The following is a 21612-nucleotide window of genomic DNA, read 5'->3' as shown; positions in this document are numbered from 1 at the left end:
ACATGTGCATACCTACTAAAGGTTTTTTCGTAATTAAATTTTTAACATTATGAGTGAGGGTACTGAAGGTCGGAAATATATTAACAGTAGCAACAGTAGATGTAGAGCTCCTTCCGGGGCTCAGAAAAATCAAGGAACCCTTGTATGACTCTAAAAAATAGCTTTTCCCCCTATTTTAAATCCTTGGTCTTACCCTTATTGGCTACTGCTTCCGACACCTATAGTGCTGAAGTAGCAAAAAGCGATACCGCTCAAAATTCCTGGGCATTCAATAAATCGTATGATTTTAGCTTCGGCGATATCGCCGGGAAGATGCGTAATTTTCCGATGGCTTTTAACGGGCATTTTGATGCACATTACGAGCGGTTCCGATGCTAATGGTCATTGAACTTTTCCCACAAGATCAGTTTAAGCAGCTCCAAGCTTGCTGCTCTGTGAAACATCTATCAGTCAAGTAGGATGCAAAAAATCTCAACGCCCAGGCTCCCAATTAAGGACTCAGAATGAACCGCAACAAGACACCAAAACCCGCCACAAAAATCGTGTCTGAAACCAACGTAACCCCCGTTCTATCTGGCAAAAGTAACAGTCGTCTCGTTTTGTTGCTATCAATCTTTATGTTGGTTGGGTTGGTTATTGGCGTTGTCTACTTTGCTAACAGGCCTCCCGTAACGATAATTTCGTCCATTACTCCGCTAGCGAAACCAGAATCAGAACCGATAATGCCTGTCACGACTAAAGAATATGTTGGTGCCAGCGCCTGTAAGCAATGTCATCAGACCGAAGTTAACGCATGGCAAGGCTCGCATCATGATTTGGCGATGCAGGAAGCTACTGCACAAACCGTACTTGGCGACTTTAATAACGCTAAATTTAAACACTTCGATGTCGAATCGACTTTTTTTAAGCGTGACGATAAGTTTATGGTACGCACTGACGGCCCGGATGGTAAATTAACTGATTATTCAATCACCTACACGTTTGGTGTTACGCCACTACAACAATATTTGATTGCCTTTCCCGGAGGCCGTTATCAAACGCTTGGTATTGCCTGGGACAGCCGTCCAAAAAGCGAAGGCGGGCAACGCTGGTTTCATTTGTATCCAAAGGAAAAAATCGATCATACCGATCAATTGCATTGGACGGGGCGTTACCAAAACTGGAACATGGAATGCGCTGAATGCCATTCAACTCATCTGAAAAAAGGCTACGATGCCCAAACAGACACCTATAAAACAACTTTCAAGGAGATCAATGTCGCTTGTGAGTCTTGCCACGGCCCTGCATCACAGCATGTCGAGTGGGCGAAGCAGGCACAGCCGCCCTATTCGGATGTTAACAAAGGCTTGGCAGTGAAGCTGCAAAGCCACTGGCAAGACGCGTGGAAGTTTTCTGATAAAGGCGTTATTGCTCATCGTGAACAGCCTGCCGACGATACCTTGATGAATGTCTGTTGGGCTTGTCATTCACGCCGCTTGACGCTGGTTGAAGGCAGTTTGCCGGGTTTGCCGCTGGAAGATACGCATCAACCTGCATTACTGACGCAGCCGACTTATCATGCCGATGGACAGCAACGCGACGAAGATTACACCTGGGGATCGTTCCGTCAGAGCAAGATGTTCCAGAATGGAGTGACTTGTATGGATTGTCACGAGCCTCATTCCCTTAAATTACGCGCCGAAGGTAATGCGCTATGTACTCGTTGTCATGTTGCCGAAACATTTGATACGGAAAAACATCATTTCCACAAGCCCGATTCAAAAGGTGCTGCGTGTATGGACTGCCACGCACCTGAACAAAATTACATGGTGAACGATGGGCGGCACGATCATAGTTTTCGTTTACCCAGACCGGATTTATCACAATCGTTAGGCAGCCCAAATGCCTGCACCCAATGCCATCAAAAACAAAAGCCCGAATGGGCCGCTGGTATAATGGATAAATGGTATGGCAAGGATTGGCGTAAGCGTCCGCATTACGGCACGACACTGCACGCTGGGACAACGCAGGGCATTAAAGCATTACCTGCATTACAAGAACTTGCTCAGGATTCAGCAAGTCCGGCGGTTGTTCGTGCTACCGCTCTTACGTTGATCAAGCCGATGATGAGTCCGGATCTGTTAACGTTTGCACGATCGCAATTGAAAGATGCCGATTCTTCGGTGCGTATTGCCGGTCTTGGCTTGATTGAATCTGTTGATCCAATCAATCGAACACTATCCGCTTCGCCATTGCTTACCGATCCGGTTCGTGGTGTACGCATTGAAGCTGCGCGAGTGCTTGCTGATATACCAGACAGTCAGATTGCAGAGGGGCGGCGGGATAGTCGCAATAATGCGATGCAAGAATATAAGGATGCCCTAAAGCTTAATGCTGACTGGCCGGCGGAAAATATTAATGTTGGTAACTTTTACCTGCAGCAAGGCAAAATAGACGAGGCTATTGTCGCCTATCAACGCGTTACTACTCTTGATCCACTCTTTGTTGGCGCCTATGCCAATCTTGCCGATGCCTATCGTCAGCAAGGTCGCGATGGTGAAGGCGAAAAACAATTACGTAAAGGTTTGTCATTAATCCCCGATGCGGCGGATTTACACCATGCACTAGGCTTGTTATTGGTACGTAAGGCAAATAAAGCTGCTGCGCTACAAGAATTCGCCAAGGCCGGTAAGCTTGCTCCAGATAATGCCCGCTATGTGTATGTTTACGGCATCGCACTTAATTCTATGGGTAAGCAACGCGAAGCGTTGGCCGTATTGAAAGCGGCTGAAAAGCGTCAACCACACAACCTCCAGATACTCAGCGCATTGATTTCGATGCAGCGCGAGGCGGGCGACAACAAAGGGGCACTTGTTTATGCAAGAAAAGCTGCCGAAGCATTGCCGGGCAATAAAGAAATAGAGCAGTTAATCGTAGAATTAGACCGTGTAAAGTGACCAGTTTATTGATTGCTTTAAAAATTATCCCCATGGTTTTCATGGACCTTATTGAATAAATCGATTTTTCAGTATTTAGTCAATTCCAGGTATTTATACTTTGCTAAAAATCAAATCCCAAACGCCATGCCCCAGTCTTATGCCGCGCTGCTCAAATTTTGTTAACGGCCGGTATTCCGGGCATTGGCAATAGTCATTGCTTGAACTGGTATTGGTTAATACCGGACTTGCCGATAAAATGGCCAGCATAGCTTCTGCGTAATTTTCCCAATCGGTTGCGGCATGAAAGTATCCCCCCGTTTTTAGTTTTTTGACTAACAAGTCAACAAAACTGGGACGCACGATACGCCTTTTATGATGTTTCTTTTTATGCCAGGGATCAGGAAAGAACAAGTGAATGCCCGCCAAGCTATTATCGGCAATTTTATTCTCTAAAATTTCGATGGCATCGTGACTATAAATTCTGACATTATTTATGCCATGCTCATGAAGTAAAATGAGCAAATGTCCAACGCCAGGCGTATGGACTTCTATGCCAATATAATTCTTATCAGGATTAGCCGCTGCCATCTTGGCCAAGCTATCGCCGTTGCCAAAGCCTATTTCAATAAACAGCGGTGCGTCACGCCCGAACACTTGAGTAAAATCATAATCTGTTTCAGGATCCAGGCAATAGGTATTCCAATGGCTATCCAAAGCCAGTTGCTGACCGGGCGTAAGACGGCCTTGCCGGCGAATAAAGCTACGGATTCTTTGCGGTAGGGTGGGTTCAGAAACGGTCAGCATTATTAAAAGAACAACCCGTCTATGGGTGATGAGGCAGAGGCAAAGCGTTTTCTGGCCATACGACCGGCTAAATAAGCTTCCCGGCCTGCTTCAATGCCTTTACGCATCGCAGAAGCCATGAGTATCGGGTTTTTGGCTTCAGCAATGGCCGTGTTCATCAGCACGCCAGCACAGCCCAGTTCCATCGCAATGGCAGCATCGGAGGCCGTGCCTACACCTGCATCCACCAAAATGGGTACCTTGGCATTTTCAATAATGGTTAAGATATTATAAGGATTACGAATACCCAAACCTGAGCCAATGGGTGCAGCCAAAGGCATAACCGCTATGCAACCGATATCTTCCAGTCTTTTTGCGGCAATCGGATCATCATTGGTGTAAACCATGACATCGAAGCCGTCTTTAACCAATAATTCGGCGGCCAGATAGGTTTCAGCAACGTTAGGAAATAATGTTTTTTGGTCAGCTAATACTTCCAGTTTAACCAGATTGTGTCCACCGAGTAATTCCCGGCCCAAACGGCAGGTTCTTACGGCATCTTCGACTGTATAACAACCTGCGGTATTGGGCAGAATGGTGTATTTGTCGGGTGAAATAACATCCAGTAAATTGGGTTCCCCGGGGGTCTGGCCAATATTGGTGCGCCGAATGGCAACAGTCACAATTTGGGCACCACTGGCTTCAATAGCCAGTCGGGTTTCTTCCATATCTTTGTATTTACCCGTACCGACCAGTAGTCGTGAATGATAAGTGACACCGGCAAGTATGAATGAATCTTCCTGACCACCACCAATGGCATGTACAATTTCCAGGCGATCTTCCGCCTGTAATAAATGGGTGTCATATTGCTGAAAGGGCAAGATTTCCTTGTTCAATTCAATAGCGATTTTTTTGCCGGTTAAGCCCATGCTGGCGATGACATCGGCAACATTGGTTTGTTCGGTATATTCACGGGTTTCGCCGTTAACAACAATTATCATCAGCTTAAGTCCTGTTGGCTATTTACCTGTCTGCGTTTTTGCACGGCCATAGCCAGATTACGCAGCATTGGAGCAGTATCTTCCCATGACAAACAGCCGTCAGTAATACTTTGTCCGTAATTTAGTGGCTGGCCTTCAATGACCTCCTGGTTACCGGCATTAAGATGACTTTCTATCATCACCCCCATAACCCGTTGATCACCAAGCGCTATTTGTCCGCAAACATCATTACCGACAATCAGTTGTCGTTGGCATTGTTTTAAGCTGTTGGCATGACTGAAATCAATCATGATATTGGCTTTTAAATCAGCCTTTACCAGACCTTCAGCAACTTGTTCGACACTGACTGCATCATAGTTGGGACGGCCATTGCCACCTCTTAAAATGATATGTACATCTTCATTGCCTGTTGTTGAAAAAATGGCAGAGTGTCCTGCTTTAGTCAGCGATAAAAAATGGTGTGGGCTCATGGCGGCTCTTATTGCATCGATCGCAATTTTAATCGTACCATCCGTAGAGTTTTTAAAGCCGATGGGACACGATACGCCAGACGCCAGTTCACGATGGCCCTGACTTTCTGTTGTTCTGGCACCAATCGCTCCCCAGGCAATCAAGTCGGAAATGTATTGTGGCGTAATTAAATCCAGGTATTCAGTGGCGGCAGGTACGCCGAGTGTATTAATATCCATTAATAACTGTCTGGCTACGCGCAAGCCTTTATTGATATTGAAGCTGGAATCAAGATCCGGGTCATTAATCAAGCCTTTCCAGCCAACGGTCGTGCGAGGTTTCTCAAAGTAAACACGCATAACAATCAGTAAATCGTTTTTTAACTCATCTTTGATGGTCTTCAAACGTCCGGCATATTCTAAAGCGGCTTTTGGATCATGAATAGAGCAAGGACCTACGACAACCAGTAGTCTGTCATCCTGTCCTGTTAATATTTTATGAATTTCTGCCCTTGCCTGAAGAGTTGTTTCTGCGGCCGTTTCACTGATAGGTATTTCATCGTGAACCTGAGCCGGTGGAATGACTTCTTTAATGCCACAAATTCTCAAGTCGTCCGTATTATATTTAGTTTGCATGATAGCTACCAAGCCGTTGCTTTCACAAAATGATTGTTAAATTTTACTATTTTAACTGGTTTCATCATCTTCTTGTGAGTTTTTGCTAGCAGATGTTGGGGATTATTTTTTCAAGCTTTAAAAAACTGTAATTAAAGGCTGCCTCAGGGTCATCGATAATATCTTCCCGTTCCACCTCAGACCAATCATTTAATTCAATTTTAGGGAAAAATGTATCACCCTGAAACTCTTGGTTTATAAGGGTAAGATAGATCGTATCGGCTATTGGTAATATCGATTGATAAAGATCAGAGCCGCCAATAATAAAAATTTCTTCAGTATTTTCACACGCTTTTTCGAGTGCTTTTTTAAGGTCATTAAAAACCACACAGCCATTCTGTTGATAGTCGAGGTTTCTACTGATAATCATATTAGTGCGGCCAGGTAATGGTCTGCCTATGGATTCATACGTTTTTCTGCCCATTAAAATAGGCGAACCCATAGTGATTTTTTTAAATTTCTTAAGATCGGCTGACAAATGCCATGGCATTTTATTATTCAGGCCAATGACCCGATTACTCGCCATCGCGACGATAAGTGATATTTTCATTTTTTAAAAGGGTTATTTTGATATGTTTTAATGACAGAGCCGTATTTTTGGCTATATTAACATAGCTTTTTTTTCACAGAGGCTGGTTGGGATTTTACGAAGAAAATTATGCAGGGAATTAGCTGTTTGTCCGACACATTGTCATGCAAATGATAAAACTATCAGTCAAATCTATATTATCTCTATTCTATAATTCTATTTTTAAAAAAAACCGATTAGCCATTGTAACAAAAGGCGAGTAAGTCAGAAGTGGTTTAAGCGGGTAGGGATAGACTGATTTCAGAAGGGTGTGGATTAATTTAACAATCGCCTGGCGTTGTTCTTATGGTCAGTTTTTATTATTGACCAGGCGTTGAAAAATACAAGCAATTTCAGATAATACTCCCCCGCCCAATCTAAAAGACGGGGGAGATAATGCCTTTACTTGCCTGAGATTGCTTCAGCAGAGCTGTTATTTGATGTATGTCTCTTCTCAATTTTAGAGAATGTTTCTTTTTGTTGTTCTGCAACTGCGCCACTTTGCAAATGCTTTGTTTCGTCTTGTTTTAACATAACAACCAAAAGAATAATGCCTGCTATGCAAGCGCCAACGATTATCCATGTGTTATCTTTTTCTTCTACTTCAGCCATTTTGAAATCCTCTATAGTTATAATATTTATTATGCCCTCTCCTCACGAGGGGGTAATTCAAAAATAAATTTTCGAATTATCTGTCGAATTAACTTTTTACGACGGGGTAATTTTTATCATGAGATAACCTGTCGTGTCAAAACTTTAAATAAAAAAAATATCGAAGTTGTATTAAGTCTTGTGTGATCAGGTTCTTTTTATAAGCATATTCCGGGTTATTTATTTTTTAAGATATTGATAATGAATGATATAAATTTTATTGGCACGTAATGCACACGTAATATAGATACTGTACCACAGCAACCATTTTTGGTTATTTAGATAGATTGTTTAAGGTAGTATTATCTGCAAATAGTTTGCTTAAATAAGCGATAATTACCATGTTATTAATATTGTTATTAATGGCTTACAGCAATCTTTATAACTGCCGTCTTTTTTGGTTTTACGGTGTAACTTTATCTGGTAAGTGATAGGCAGGTTTAATTACCTGAAACAGGATTAACGGTAACCGTCAGCGTTTATATTTTTTCTGGATTAAGAGATAGGTATTATGATGTTTTAGCCTAAAAAGTTGGTTCTCATTGAGGTCAATTAAATGACTCGATCTTGGCGGATTTTATTGAAACAAATGCCCTGTTTTTACATTGTTATAGGGTCAGGCAGGGCTTATTTGTCGGCAGTTGTTGTACAATAACGGTCTTGTTTTGCAACTCTACTTGTTACTTTGATGAATAAACCTAAAAAGCTCCTCCGTTCTGATATTCGTTATGAATGCGGTGAGCATTCCTATGAACAGGGAAGAAGCTATTTTGATCAAGGTTTAGTTATTAAGCTGGTGACCACCCATGAAGGTGCTCTTTCTACGCAGCTTCATTCGGAAGTTAAAGGCAGTCATGTTTATCCGTACCAGCAAGATATTCGTATAGTCTGGCGTCCGGATTTTAGTGCAGCTAAAATCAAGGGCGATTGCTCCTGCCCCGTGGGTCATAACTGTAAGCACGTTGCCGCTGCCTGCCTGTCGTATCAAAATGCCAATCAAACCTTGACGGGTTTAGACAACAGTTGTCTGGTCTGGCTGGACAGTCTTGACCAGTTCACGCCTCAGCTACATAACATCTACCAGGAGTTTGTTGCCTATATTCTTAAACCCGGCAAGACAAACCACGAATTTACTATCGATTTTCTGATAACCAAAGCAAACAAATCGGGTCGTCTGGGCAAAGCGCGAAAAACGACCTTGGCCAATCTTCGCTACAGCTTTTCATATCTTAGTTATATTCAACCACTGGATGAGGAGGTTGCGAGATTAATGACGGCACTTAATACTTATAAAGGCGAGCCATTGCTTGCCGGTGCTGTCGGTTACCTGGCCTTGTCAAAATTATTGCAAACAGGTCGATTGTTTTGGAAAAGCGCCGAGAATCCTGCTTTAAAAACCGGTGCTAACCGTGATTTACATTTTGCTTGGCACCAGCAGGATACGGGAAATTATCAACTTACGGTTGAAATTGAACCAGCGGCAATGTTGCTGTTGACTGATCCGCCTCAATATCTGGATATTGTTCAGGGCACACTAGGCGCGTTTAATGCAACTATGCCAACGGCTGATCAACTGAATAAAATCTTGTCTGTCCCGGTCATTCCTGCTGAATATGCCGATGAATTCAGTTTTAAATTGACGATTGAACATCCAAACATACCGTTACCGGCACCGAAAAAAATTGAATTAACCAATAGTGATGAACTGGTGCCTGTTCCACGATTATTGTTATACGGTGAACAAGTGGATGCCCGGCAGTATGGCCATTTTATGACTGTCAGCTTCAATTACGGAGACTGCCTGCTTCCTGCTGCCAACGCTGAAGACTATAGCGTTGTAAAAACGGGTACGGGCTTTGTACGAATTAAACGGTCGGCGGAAGTTGAATGTCAGGCAATAAAGCAGCTTTTATCCCAAGGTTTTGTTATTGCTCCAGGCGACAAAACAGGTCAACGTGAACTGGTTTTATCGCCGGGAGCAATAACACTGATTGATAATGCATCATGCTGGCGAGATTTTATTCAAAATACGCTTCCCATGCTTGAACTGCAAGGATGGATTATCGAGATTGACGATAGCTTTAAACTGAGTTTTCAAAGCGCCAAAAATTGGGATGCCGAGATTAGCGAAAGTCAAAATGACTGGTTTGAAATGCATTTTAATGTAGAAATTGATAATCAAGCCTATCCCTTATTACCTTTGATTATGCCGGTGCTGGAGAACTACGATCCGGAAAATTTGCCTGACATACTTAATTTGTCGTTAGGAAATTATCAATATCTAACGGTTTCCAGCGATAAAATAAAACCTATACTGGCGGTTTTGCTTGAGTTATTTAACGCAGGTACTCTGCAAAATGACGGTTCACTAAAAATATCACGATTTAATGCGGCCAGCCTTGCTGATATGGAGGAGAACAGTTATGGCCTGTTTTCGTTAACCGGAGGTAAAGAACTGATAGAGCTGGGGAAAAAACTAAAAAGCTTTGCCGGTATTCAAGATGTTGTATTACCTGTCAACTTTCAGGCAGAATTACGCCATTACCAGCAAGCAGGGCTTAATTGGTTACAATTTTTACGCGAATATAAATTTTCCGGAATTCTTGCCGATGATATGGGTTTAGGTAAAACCATTCAAACACTCGCCCATTTGTTGCTCGAAAAACAAAGCGGCCGGATGATTTTGCCCTGTTTAATCATTGCCCCCACCAGTTTGATGAGCAACTGGCGACGCGAAACTGAACGTTTTACGCCTGACCTGAAAATATTAACTTTGCAGGGTGCAGAGCGAAAACATTTGTTCGATAAAATCAACGACTATGATCTGGTGCTGACTACTTATCCACTGTTGACCCGAGATGATGAAACGCTGCTCAAGTATAACTATCATTATTTGATTCTTGATGAAGCTCAAACCATTAAAAATCCTGTTTCTTTGGCGGCTCAATTAGTCCGACAGATTAAAACCAATCACCGTTTGTGTTTAACAGGAACGCCGATGGAAAATCATTTGGGCGAACTTTGGGCGCAATTTGATTTCTTGATGCCCGGTTTTTTGGGTAATAACGCCAGTTTTAGAAAACGCTACCGCATACCCATTGAAGTTTATGGTGATGGCGAGCAACGGTTACGGCTGTCACGGCGTCTTGCACCTTTTATGCTGCGGCGCACCAAGCAAGAGGTCGCCAGCGAATTACCGCCTAAAACCGAGATTATTCGTTCGGTGCCACTTTATCCAAAGCAGGCCGCTTTGTATGAAAGCATTCGGTTGACTATGGAGAAAAAAGTCCGCGATATGATTGCTGAAAAAGGTTTGTCACGCAGCCATATCACTATTTTGGATGCCTTGTTAAAGCTTCGCCAGACTTGCTGTGATCCACGCACCTTATCGTTAAAAGAAGCGCAAAAAGTAAAAGAATCGGCCAAGCTTGATCTATTATTGGAACTCTTGCCGGAACAACTGGAAGAAGGTCGGCGAATTCTGGTTTTTTCCCAATTCACCCGCATGATTGCCTTGATTGAACAAGAATTGAACGTTCGAAAAATAGCTTATAGTAAACTGACCGGACAAACCCGCAAGCGCGATGAGGCGATAGAGTTATTCAAAAGTGGTAAAGTGGATGTTTTTCTGATTAGTCTGAAAGCGGGTGGGGTCGGTTTAAATTTAACCGAAGCGGATACCGTTATTATTTATGATCCCTGGTGGAATCCTGCGGCAGAAAGTCAGGCTGCCGACCGCGCTCATCGGATAGGGCAGGATAAGCCGGTTTTTGTTTATAAATTGATTACTGAAAATACGGTTGAAGAAAAGATTATCGCCATGCAGGAAAGAAAGCGCGCGCTGGCTGAAAGTATTTATAAAGGTGGCGCGAAGGAAGAATCATTAAACCTGACTGCCGACGATCTTGCAGCATTGTTTGAACCGTTATAAGTAATGAAATTTTCTATTATTATTCCAACCCTGAATGAAGAGAAAAGTATTAAGTCCTGTTTATTGGCATTGCAACCGTTAAGAAATGACTGTGAGATTATCATTGCTGATGGCGATAGTGACGATAATACCCAGAGTCTTGCCTTGCCGTTAGCCGATAAAGTGATGATATCCGCAAAAGGCCGGGCCAAACAAATGAATAACGGTGCCAGTTATGCAACGGGGGAGATACTGATATTTCTGCATGCCGATACCTGCTTGCCTGAAAATGCCTTGCAACTGATTCAGCAAAAAATTAGCAGCATCCGCCAATGGGGGCATTTTGATATTCAGTTAAGCGGTAACCCGTTCATGTTAAAAGTTATCGCACAAATGATGAACTGGCGTTCGCGATTAACCGGTATTGCAACTGGGGATCAAGTGATTTTTGTTACACGTCTGGTGTTTCAGGCAGTGGGGCAGTACCCTGAAATTAGCTTAATGGAAGATATTGCTCTTTGTAAGGCACTAAAAAAAATCGGCAGGCCTGTTTGCCTGAAAAATAAAGTTATCAGTTCCGGTAGGCGTTGGGAGCATAACGGTATATACAGAACCATACTGTTGATGTGGAGTTTACGCTTGCGTTATTTTTTTGGAGCAGACCCCAGAATATTGGCTTTTCTTTATGCGAACAGCATATTTACCCGATATAAATTAAGTGCTTTGTGGAAGCGTATTTATTTGCCTAAGGGTGACTAAAACTACCACATCAGACACATCTTAAATTTTCCTCAGAGGATTTCCTATGGAAACCATCATTCGGCTAACCTCCTCGTTAGGCATTTTTTTCATCATGATTGGCTGGGAATATTTCAGTCCGAGAAGAGTGCAAGCTATTAGCCGTAAACAACGCTGGCCGGTTAATTTGGGGCTAGCTGTTTTTAATATCCTGGTTATGCGCTTAACAGTTGGCAGCATTGCTTATTTGAGTGCTGTTGCCGCAGCAGACAATAACTGGGGGATTTTACATTGGCTGGCAGCTCCTGAATGGCTATCAATTATTATTACTTTATTATTTCTTGATTTTGCTGTTTACGGCCAACATGTTGTTTCGCACAAATGGTCGCCGCTGTGGCGGTTACATCAAGTGCATCATACCGATTTGGAATTTGATGCGACCACAGCGCTACGCTTTCACCCGCTGGAAATCATGATTTCGATGATTTACAAAGTACTGTGTATTTATTTGATAGGTGCAAATCCTTGGGCAGTTATCCTTTTTGAAATTATTCTCAATGGCGCGGCAACCTTTAATCATAGCAATATCAATATTCCTTTGGGGATTGATAGCAAATTACGCTGGTTGATTGTTACGCCGGATATGCACCGGATTCATCATTCAACCTTGCCGATAGAAATTGATAGTAATTACGGTTTTTCCCTGTCCTGCTGGGACAAGCTTTGTAAGACCTATGTGGCCAAACCCAAACAGCCTCAAACAACCATGGCTATTGGTTTGGATGCTTTACGCGAGCAACGTGAATTAGGCCTTATGGCGCTATTACTGCTGCCTTTTAAAAAGCGGCGGCGTTGAAGATGACTTATCAATACCCTGACGCCGTTTTGATGGTTTTCTGTAAAGCACCCATTGCCGGTCAGGTTAAGACCCGTTTATTGACTCAAGTAACTCCTGAACAGGCCAGGCAGGTGCATATTGAATTAACTGAAAGGACGCTGCAATGGGTGACACGGAATAATTTATGTCCTGTTCAACTTTGGTGTACGCCATCAACTGACCATGCTTTTTTTACTGCCTTAGCACAAGCCTATCCGGTCATGCTTCAGCAACAACAAGGGCCTGATTTAGGCGAGCGGATGCATAACGCTTTCTGTCTTGCGCTTGACAACTACTCGCGTGCATTGCTCATTGGCTGCGATTGTCCTTCATTGACGGAGCAGGCTCTGGAAGAAGCATTAATCGCCTTAAATCAGCCTCAGTGTTGTGTATTGGGGCCGGCAGAAGATGGTGGTTATGTACTGATCGGCCTTAATCAGCCACATCATGAACTCTTTAACCATATGCCATGGGGAACTGCGTTAGTGCTTGAACACACCTATACCCGAATCGAGAAAAATAATATTGGTTGTCATCTGCTTAAGCTGCAGTGGGATGTGGATACGCCGGAAGATTTGGCAAGGTATCGGGCACTTAAAAGGTCAAGCAACTGTGTAATAAATAGGGGTTAACAGCTGATGCCACGTAGATAATGATTATTCTTGTTATCGCGACGGGCTTCGTTGATCGGATTCTGTCGCCAGAAGGCGAGATACTTTTCTTTGTTCGGCCCGGCAAACGGAATAATCACCATGTAACAGCCGTTAATAATTCAGGATGTTTAGTAACATCGCTGCATCAATCCAAAACAGTACAAACTACCTTTAACCAGCTTGCTGCTGGTGATTTAAGTCTGGAAGTATCAGTAATAAGCATTAAAAAATGATCAGGAATTTACCCATCAAGCAGGATTTATATAAATTAATTGTTCCCTATAGGTATTTATACTGATTGTATGAATGAATTTTTTTCTCTATCCTGCAGTTAGATTAATTAATTATTAAATTAATAATTGTTAGGCAGAAAAAGCATAGTAGGTAAATAAATATTATGTGAGGATGTAAAATGGATAGCTCTTATTTGGAAATATCACTGTTTCCAAAATTAATAATAGCTAAGGCACAGGATGAAAACAGCAACAATTAAGCACTTTTTCCGCATCCTCTGTTTGCTGGTGATGGCGTGTTCTTTATCTGGTTGTATTTACTGGATAAGAGCTTACCAGACCTATTTGCAGATGGATGAATTTGATCGTCATTTTACTATTGTTACTACTGACGAGTTTACCCTGCAATTTAAAGATCCAATTCTTTATAGCAAAGATTTTGTTTCTTTATCCAGGCTGTATGCCAGTGAAGACGATCCTAGTTTGGAAGGCAGGCGTTGGCGATACTGGTTTCGTAAGGTTGATGCCAACAATAAAATAATTACTCCAGAGGTAAAGTTTTATTTTGATTTAAATTTTAATAAAGAAGAAAAGATAATCGGCTGGTCGTTTTCATCGTTATTTTTACAAATTGCCCCTGCAAAATTTTTGGAAGTTTCTTTGCGTTCAATTGGCGGTGCCGAAATTGATACAGAAAAACAACAATTACGAGCCAATAGTCAGCTGATAGACAAAATCACTGAAGATTTGCCCAAGAAGCCAGCGGTGCTTGCCCAATTAGGTGAGCCAATGGAAATCACGGATGAGGGCGAAATAGAAGTATATATATACCATTTTCTATTAGAAACGCATCAGATAGAGAAAGGCTATGAGGATCGTGCATTAAGTGAGGTAAAGCTTACCTTCGACAAAAAGACGCAAGATCTTGTTCGAATGAGTGGCCGTTTTGCAGGCTTGAAGGTTTCCATTAATTATCGAAAATTTCTTAATGAACCTTCGGGATAGGCATTGTAGATAACAAAAAAAGATTATGCCTATCGCAAGCAGGCACAGGAGCTAAAAAATGACATGATTCTATCAACATTAATGACCCAAATTGTATATTGATATTGTTGCCAAAATAGATACCACAACAATGTTTTATGCTTAATACATTATTTTATAACTAACTAATTAATAAACAGATAATTATGATAAGTGTCCTGCTTGTTGATGATAATGAAATTATCCGTGCCGGTATTGAGGCATTGCTAAACTCTACCCCGGATATTAACGTAGTAGGAGTGGCATCTTCTGGTGAAGAAGCGATTGATGCAATGACTACGTTATCAGTAGATGTTCTGTTGATGGCTGCCAATTTGCCCGGTATCGGCAGTATAGAAGCCTGTCGCAGAATTTTGCAAGATAACCCTGAAGTAAAAGTTATTACCTTATCGGTAAGCGATGCCAGTCCTGTTCCTCCTGAATTATTTAAACTGGGTGTTATGGGTTTTATTTCTAAAGAATCGCCGGTTGACGAGATCATTAATGCTATTCATGGGGTAATGACAGGAGGGTACAATTTGAATGTAAATACTGGCAGTAATTTGGTTAATGAAGATTTATCTGACTATCATGATTCACCATTTTCAAAACTTTCCCGTAGGGAGTCTGAAGTGGTAACTTTAATTCTTCAGGGCAAATCTATTAAAGAAATGTCTAAAATGTTGATATTGAGCGATAAAACAGTCAATACTTATCGCTATCGTCTTTACGATAAACTTAACATAAAAAATGACGTTCAATTAACCCGGTTGGCTATTAAATTTGGTCACATTGATGCCGCTTTTATTTAGCAACGATTGTTAATTACGCTATTAAAACTGGTAAGATAGCCGCTTATCTAACCTGTAATTACTCAGACCCTGGCAATATGTTAATCTTGTAAGAAAGGCTTTAGTTGCGATAGTCGCTGCTAAAGCCTTTTCTATAACCAGAATTTTGATAATTACCTTAATATAGCCAATGATTACAATGACTACACAACCTACTAAAAACCTGGAAACTTTCGATAATCCCCAACCTGGCCGCGATTATACAATACGCATTGATATTCCAGAATTCACTTGTCTTTGTCCAAAGACTGGTCAGCCCGATTTCGCAACCATCCAAATTGAATATGTACCTGCGGCACTTTGTGTAGAGTTAAAAGGACTTAAGCTATACATGTGGTCATTTCGTGATCAAGGCGCATTCCATGAAGCAGTTACCAATGAGATTCTGAACGATATCGTTAAGGCGATCGCGCCTAATTTTATGCGTATTCGTGCTGAATTTAACGTACGTGGCGGCATTTATACTTCTGTTGTTGTCGAGCACAGAAACAGTGACTGGGAAGCCCCGGAATTGGTTAATTTACCTTAAGTATTCTTTCTTTCCTTTTTAAGCCAGATTCGGGTTACGACTGTATTGATAGATATTTGCTCCTGCAACCCCCACATTCATGTGGATTATGCAGGAGGTAGCTGTGTAGATCGGGTTAGCGATAGCGCAACCCGACATCTGGCTACAGTTGTCGATTTACGCTGCCAACCCGACTTACAAGCAATTTTCTATTCATGACTATTAAAGAAGCGTTAACCACCTTACCCCAATACATTTTACCGCATCATGCTTTGTCAAGGATGATGAGTAAACTGACTCATTGCGAAAATAAGGTTTGGAAAAATCTGTTTATCAAGCAGATTATCAGGCATTACGGAGTCAATATGAGTGAGGCAATTGAACAAGACATCAATGCTTTCAAAAGCTTTAATCACTTTTTTACCCGTGAACTTAATCCCGATGTTAGGCCTTTAACCCTTGAACAAAATGCCATAGCCAGTCCTGCTGATGGCGTGGTCAGTCAAGCTGGCAATATCACCAGTGGTAAAATATTTCAGGCCAAAGGTAAAAGCTATACGGCGACCGACTTGTTAGGTGGCAGCGTTGAACGTGCCGAACCGTTTAATGATGGCTTGTTTACTACTATTTATCTTTCACCTAAAGATTATCACCGCATGCATATGCCTTTGACGGGTACGCTAAGAGAAATGGTGCATATTCCCGGTCGATTATTCAGTGTCAATACGGCCACCACAAATTCTGTACCTGGATTATTTACTAGAAATGAGCGCGTCGTCGCAATATTTGATACCGATGCCGGTCCGATGGCTTTGGTACTGGTCGGGGCCATATTTGTATCCAGTATTGAAACCGTCTGGCATGGTGTTGTTACGCCACCGAGTATCAGCACCGTACAAAGTTGGCAGTATCAGGAGAATGCTCCTACATTAAAAATTGGCGAAGAAATGGGTCGATTTAATATGGGTTCAACCATTATTGTTTTATTTGGCAAAGATAAAGCGCGATGGGATAATGGATTAGCTACTGAAAAAGCGGTTAAATTAGGCGAGCAGATTGGTAAAATACTGACTTGATTAAGCCGGTGGTAGAAGGGGATTAGGGATAATCCCCCTTAGCGAGGGTATTGATTTTTAGTTGAAACTGATACACAACTCAAGGCCATCAAGAGACAATCAGGAATTTCTGCGCTATCAAGCCAGCGGGTATGAGCCGTTTGAAATTGGCGGGAAGATTCATTTTTAAAGGTTTCTTACGTCAAATTTCCTGTTCATCTACTGGTTCGGTACAACATTTTGTTACTTTTAGTTAGTGTAATATTTGCAATGAATATCTACACTCTTAGGTAAAAATTGAACCAACGAGACCAGCTTTTTATACTCAAAACCAATGAGATAATGTCGAATATCTTTTTCAAATATCCTTGAGGCAAACGATGGGAGTCGTCTGCGCCATCGAGACTTCAATAAGGATAGACAATATCAACCAGCATATGGCATTTATGCCTTTCAATTCGATAATCTTCATGTGAAGAAAAGATTTTTTGTAGACTTAATGACTTCCTCAAAAACATCCTGAAAAATAAAGTTTTGCCGCTGATTTTTCAGTTAATTTATACGGGTTTATCTGGGGTGTATGACTGAATTTATTTTGATTAATCTGAATTAATGATACAGTACACCTCGTTTTATAATTTAACTTTACAAATTGCATAAATATACGTATTTATCGCGGATAAGTAGTGGTTTTTATGCGAAAAGTACATTATAAGTTCTACTTTAAAACAGTATAAATTAAATATTTTCATTTAATACTGAATGTACCGATCGGGTCTTTGCCTTTTCCGAACATTAAACAGGTGGCCTTTTTATTGCCCTAATTATCAGCTTTGCTGGTAATTCCGAAATAAACCTTTAAAAGTGAAGATTCAGTATAAACATGCCAACGCCAATAGACGTTAACATCCGCATTTCAATGACTAATCCACCGACTGTTTTATCTATTGGTGATAATATTGATGCCCTGCTTGGCTTCACGGTTACTGATTTTCTCAACGGCAAAGTATCTTTGCAAAGTCGAATTCATACAGCCGACCAAGATATTGCCGATGTCCTGTTCTCAACTGACTGCAATAAGACCACTGATACGTTTAACATCAGGCTTAGACACGCCAACGGCCATATCCGCTGTGTCAAAGGCATTTACCGTAAACAACCGGATGCCACCAACGACAAGGTTATCCTTGACCTGTTACTACAAGATGCCAAAAGCCTGATCCAGAATCCTGACGACCAAGCCATGATGACCCACTTCAAGGCCATGATGGAAAACACCGATGATTACATTTATTTTAAAGATCGCAATCATGTACTTACCGGTGCCAGCCAAACACTGGCGACTCTTACCGACCGTATAGAGCAGTGGTCGGAGTTGCTTGGCAAGACTGATTACGACCTGTTTCCGGAAAAAGATGCCGATATTTACTACCAACTGGAAAAGCAGGTGTTTGCAGGTATCCCTGTCGCCTATGAAATACAAAAAATACCGAATAGCCACGACCATCGTGGCTGGATCGACAATCGCAAGTATCCGATATATGACGATAACGGTAAAATTTCCGGCTTGTTTGGTATAGCTCGTGATGTCTCCACCCGTATCAATACTGAGCGGTTTGCACAATTTTACGGCAACATTTTAGAGCAACTTGCCATAAACAAGCCGTTGCAGATTATTCTTGACGCTGTTGTGTTGGGTGTAGAACAACTCTACCCGACACTGCTTTGCAGTATTTTGTTACTCGATAGCGACAGCAAGCATCTGATAAATGGCTCTGCCCCCAACCTGCCTGATTTCTATATTGAAGTTATTAACGGCCTTGAAATTGGCGTTGGTGTTGGTTGTTGTGGAGAGGCTGCATTTACCGGCAAACGTGTGATTGTTGAGAACATTGCCACACATGATAACTGGGCTTCCTGGAAAGCGCTTGCAGCCAGAGCCGGATTAGGTTCCTGCTGGTCCCAGCCTATTCTGTCATCATCGGCCCAAATACTGGGTACTTTTGCTATATATCATCCTCATGCACATATCCCTACCGAATTTGATATTACTATCATCGAGCAATCAGCCAGTCTAGCCGGTATCGCCATTGAACGCAGGCAAACTGACGCGGCGTTGGCCCGATCCGAAACAAAGTTCCGTACACTATTTAATACCAGTACAGATGCCGTTTTCATGTTGAATAAGCAAGGCTTTTTCAACGGCAATGATGCCGCCATAAAGATGTTTGGCTTAACGTCACAGGAAGATATTGCTTTATATCATCCTCTCGATTTGTCGCCACTTAAGCAGCCTTGTGGCACGGATTCAAAAATATTGATCAAGCAGTACCTTGAGACGGCGTTAAAAAAAGGTAGTCTGCGCTTTGAATGGATGCATAAGCGAGTTGATAACGGTAAAAACTTCATTACCGAAGTCTTGCTCAGTTCCATGATACTTGATGGAGAATTATTACTGCAAATCGCCATACACGACATAACCATCCGCAAGCGCGCCGAAGATGAACTTCGCATCGCCGCTACTGCCTTCCAGATTCAGGAAGGCATGATGGTCACCGATGCCAAAGGCATTCTCTTGCGGGTAAATAATGCCTTTACCACGATCACCGGCTATTTGGCGCAAGAAGTGCTTGGTAAAAATCCGCGGTTTCTTAACTCGGGCCGCCATGATGTGACCTTCTATAAGCATATGTGGAACACCGTCAATAATTCCGGAACATGGTCAGGGGAAATATGGAATAGGCGCAAGAGTGGCGAAGTCTATCCGGAATACCTGACCATCATCTCAGTAAAAGATAATTACGGCGAGGTGATTAATTACGTTGCCACCCTGACTGATATCACCATGAGTAAAGTAGCCGCAGAGGAAATTCGGCATCTTGCCTACTATGACCCGCTGACACAGTTGGCCAATCGACGGCTGCTGACTGATCGTGTAAAACATACGTTGGCATTTCGCTCCGATAGCAGCGGCAGAGGCGCTGTTATGTTTATTGATCTGGATCATTTTAAGACCATCAACGATACGCTGGGGCATAATATCGGTGACTTACTGCTTCAGCAGGTTGCAAGCCGCTTAGCCGCGTGTGTCCGAAAAAGCGACACGCTGGCCCGTTTAGGCGGTGATGAGTTCGTCGTGCTGCTGGAAAACTTAAGTGAAAAACCCCTTGAGGCTGCGGCCCAGGCTAAGGTCATTGGCGACAAGATACTGGGTGCTCTCAGGCAGCCGTATCAGCTTGCCACACACGAATATTACTGCACAGCAAGCATCGGCGTGACCTTTTTTAACGATTATGAAATTGTCTGCATAGATGAATTGTTTCGACAGGCTGATATTGCCATGTATAAGGCTAAAGATTGTGGCCGCAATCACCTGTGCTTTTTCGATCCTGATATGCAAAGAACGATTACTGCCAACGCTTCTTTAACCATGGATTTACGCAATGCGATTGAGCAACGACAATTTCAACTGTATTACCAGGTTCAGGTAGATGCTTTGGAATGCCCAATAGGCGCAGAGGCGCTGATTCGCTGGCACCATCCCGAGCGAGGTATGGTGCCTCCCCATGATTTTATTGCGCTGGCAGAACAAACAGGGCTAATTTTACCTATTGGACAATGGGTATTGGAAACTGCCTGCGCACAACTTAAAGCGTGGGAACAAGATGAAAGCACTTGCAAGCTGACGCTATCCATTAACGTCAGCGCCAAGCAATTTCTCGAGGCAAACTTTGTATCTCAAGTGAAAAATGTGGTGCAACATCACAGTATTAATCCGGCTAAATTAAAGCTGGAACTGACCGAGAGTATGCTGGCTGATAATCTTGAACAGATTATTGCTGTCATGAATACATTGAATGCCTTTGGCATCCGCTTCTCGCTGGATGACTTTGGCACCGGCTATTCATCCCTGCAGTATCTAAAACGCTTACCCTTGTTCCAACTGAAGATTGATCAGTCCTTTGTGCGGGATATTACCTTTGACGGCAATGATCGAGCGCTCGTATTAACCATTATTAACATGGCGAACAACTTGGGACTTGAGGTAATTGCCGAAGGCGTTGAAACAAAAGAGCAGCAAGATATTCTCTTAAACAAAGGCTGCCACCACTTTCAAGGTTATTTATTTGGCAAGCCTGTGCCGGTTAAGCAGTTTGAAGAGGCACTAAAACAGAAATGCCTGCTTGGTCTTGATACCAGTAATTGTCGCTCTCTTAAGGGGCGAAACGGTTTAATTAAACAGGATACTTCTAAGGACAGCTTTATTATGTCAACAGAAGTAAGCATGATTAATCAAACTAAACAAAAACGACCCAATTACACGATTGAATGTAAACAAGATACGACCGATCTAGTTAATGAAAAAGGCTATAAGCATCAGCAAGCAGCGGATAATATGGATATTTCTCTTAGTGCTATTGGGCGGTGGGTAAAAGCCAAACAAGGATCGAGATCACCGTCGGCGATCAATAAAAGCCTTTTGAACTTGACTGATCAAGGTGAGTTAACGCAGTTACGTGAAGAAGTTGAACAGTTGCGGATGGAGTGCGAAATATTACAACAAAGTGCCCTTAAGGGCATAGGTACCCTTCCATTGTCATAGTATCAGTTGATTCACTAAAATTGACTGACCGTCTTACGTGAGTATATTTCCACTTGGAAATACAGGACGAATGGCAGTTATGGCCCGCAAATAACCAGATAAAAAAATACACTCTT

Annotated in this window: 16 protein-coding genes; 11 read left to right on the top strand and 5 right to left on the bottom strand. The window is 42.3% G+C overall.

What is annotated here, in order from left to right; translation table 11 throughout:
* The first annotated feature begins 144 nt into the window (after positions 1-144).
* Together KKZ03_RS04000 and KKZ03_RS03995 are read left to right on the top strand one after the other, a co-directional pair.
* Positions 145-378 carry a hypothetical protein gene (locus KKZ03_RS04000; RefSeq protein ID WP_243220206.1) on the top strand — a complete coding sequence of 78 codons (234 nt, stop codon included), beginning with the start codon at positions 145-147 and terminating at the stop codon, positions 376-378.
* Positions 379-722: 344 nt separating this feature from the next.
* Positions 723-2936 carry a tetratricopeptide repeat protein gene (locus KKZ03_RS03995; RefSeq protein ID WP_243220205.1) on the top strand — a complete coding sequence of 738 codons (2214 nt, stop codon included), beginning with the start codon at positions 723-725 and terminating at the stop codon, positions 2934-2936.
* 93 nt (positions 2937-3029) lie between these two features.
* Here the strand turns inward: KKZ03_RS03995 and trmB are convergent, their stop codons facing one another.
* The 5 genes from trmB to KKZ03_RS03965 form a co-directional block, all read right to left on the bottom strand.
* On the bottom strand, positions 3030-3722 hold the full coding sequence (trmB, locus tag KKZ03_RS03990) for a tRNA (guanosine(46)-N7)-methyltransferase TrmB (RefSeq protein ID WP_243220203.1): 693 nt from the start codon (positions 3720-3722) through the stop codon (positions 3030-3032).
* Between the two features lie 2 nt (positions 3723-3724).
* The gene (gene thiS, locus KKZ03_RS03985; RefSeq protein ID WP_305852366.1) at positions 3725-4702 is read right to left on the bottom strand and encodes a sulfur carrier protein ThiS; all 978 of its coding nucleotides are present in this window, start codon (positions 4700-4702) and stop codon (positions 3725-3727) included.
* Complete coding sequence (gene aroG, locus KKZ03_RS03975; RefSeq protein WP_243220202.1) at positions 4702-5787, bottom strand: 3-deoxy-7-phosphoheptulonate synthase AroG; 1086 nt, start codon at positions 5785-5787, stop codon at positions 4702-4704. Before aroG ends, thiS begins: the two co-directional genes overlap by 1 nt.
* Before the next feature lie 85 nt (positions 5788-5872).
* Complete coding sequence (locus tag KKZ03_RS03970; RefSeq protein ID WP_243220201.1) at positions 5873-6376, bottom strand: dihydrofolate reductase; 504 nt, start codon at positions 6374-6376, stop codon at positions 5873-5875.
* Between the two features lie 420 nt (positions 6377-6796).
* Complete coding sequence (locus tag KKZ03_RS03965; protein ID WP_243220200.1) at positions 6797-7006, bottom strand: hypothetical protein; 210 nt, start codon at positions 7004-7006, stop codon at positions 6797-6799.
* A gap of 727 nt (positions 7007-7733) precedes the next feature.
* Between KKZ03_RS03965 and KKZ03_RS03960 the strand changes: the two genes are divergently transcribed.
* The 9 genes from KKZ03_RS03960 (at position 7734) to KKZ03_RS03920 (ending at position 21496) form a co-directional block, all read left to right on the top strand.
* The gene (locus KKZ03_RS03960) at positions 7734-10976 is read left to right on the top strand and encodes a DEAD/DEAH box helicase (protein WP_243220198.1); all 3243 of its coding nucleotides are present in this window, start codon (positions 7734-7736) and stop codon (positions 10974-10976) included.
* A 3-nt stretch (positions 10977-10979) separates the two neighbouring features.
* Entirely contained in the window at positions 10980-11714 is a 735-nt protein-coding gene (locus tag KKZ03_RS03955) for a TIGR04283 family arsenosugar biosynthesis glycosyltransferase (RefSeq protein ID WP_243220197.1), read from the top strand.
* A 46-nt stretch (positions 11715-11760) separates the two neighbouring features.
* Positions 11761-12549 carry a sterol desaturase family protein gene (locus KKZ03_RS03950; protein WP_243220195.1) on the top strand — a complete coding sequence of 263 codons (789 nt, stop codon included), beginning with the start codon at positions 11761-11763 and terminating at the stop codon, positions 12547-12549.
* A gap of 2 nt (positions 12550-12551) precedes the next feature.
* Positions 12552-13202, top strand: a complete 651-nt coding sequence (locus tag KKZ03_RS03945; protein WP_243220193.1) for a TIGR04282 family arsenosugar biosynthesis glycosyltransferase — start codon at positions 12552-12554, stop codon at positions 13200-13202.
* Between the two features lie 494 nt (positions 13203-13696).
* Positions 13697-14461, top strand: coding sequence for a hypothetical protein (locus KKZ03_RS03940; protein WP_243220192.1), 765 nt, complete (start codon positions 13697-13699; stop codon positions 14459-14461).
* Positions 14462-14646: 185 nt separating this feature from the next.
* Entirely contained in the window at positions 14647-15291 is a 645-nt protein-coding gene (locus KKZ03_RS03935) for a response regulator (RefSeq protein ID WP_243220190.1), read from the top strand.
* Positions 15292-15469: 178 nt separating this feature from the next.
* Positions 15470-15859, top strand: coding sequence for a preQ(1) synthase (gene queF, locus KKZ03_RS03930; RefSeq protein ID WP_243220189.1), 390 nt, complete (start codon positions 15470-15472; stop codon positions 15857-15859).
* Between the two features lie 194 nt (positions 15860-16053).
* Positions 16054-16914, top strand: a complete 861-nt coding sequence (asd, locus tag KKZ03_RS03925) for an archaetidylserine decarboxylase (RefSeq protein WP_243220188.1) — start codon at positions 16054-16056, stop codon at positions 16912-16914.
* 862 nt (positions 16915-17776) lie between these two features.
* Positions 17777-21496 carry an EAL domain-containing protein gene (locus KKZ03_RS03920; RefSeq protein WP_243220187.1) on the top strand — a complete coding sequence of 1240 codons (3720 nt, stop codon included), beginning with the start codon at positions 17777-17779 and terminating at the stop codon, positions 21494-21496.
* The last annotated feature ends 116 nt before the right edge of the window (positions 21497-21612 follow it).

The sequence above is a fragment of the Methylobacter sp. S3L5C genome (assembly GCF_022788635.1).
Classification (GTDB): domain Bacteria; phylum Pseudomonadota; class Gammaproteobacteria; order Methylococcales; family Methylomonadaceae; genus Methylobacter_C.
This window is presented reverse-complemented; position numbering and strand designations above follow the sequence as displayed.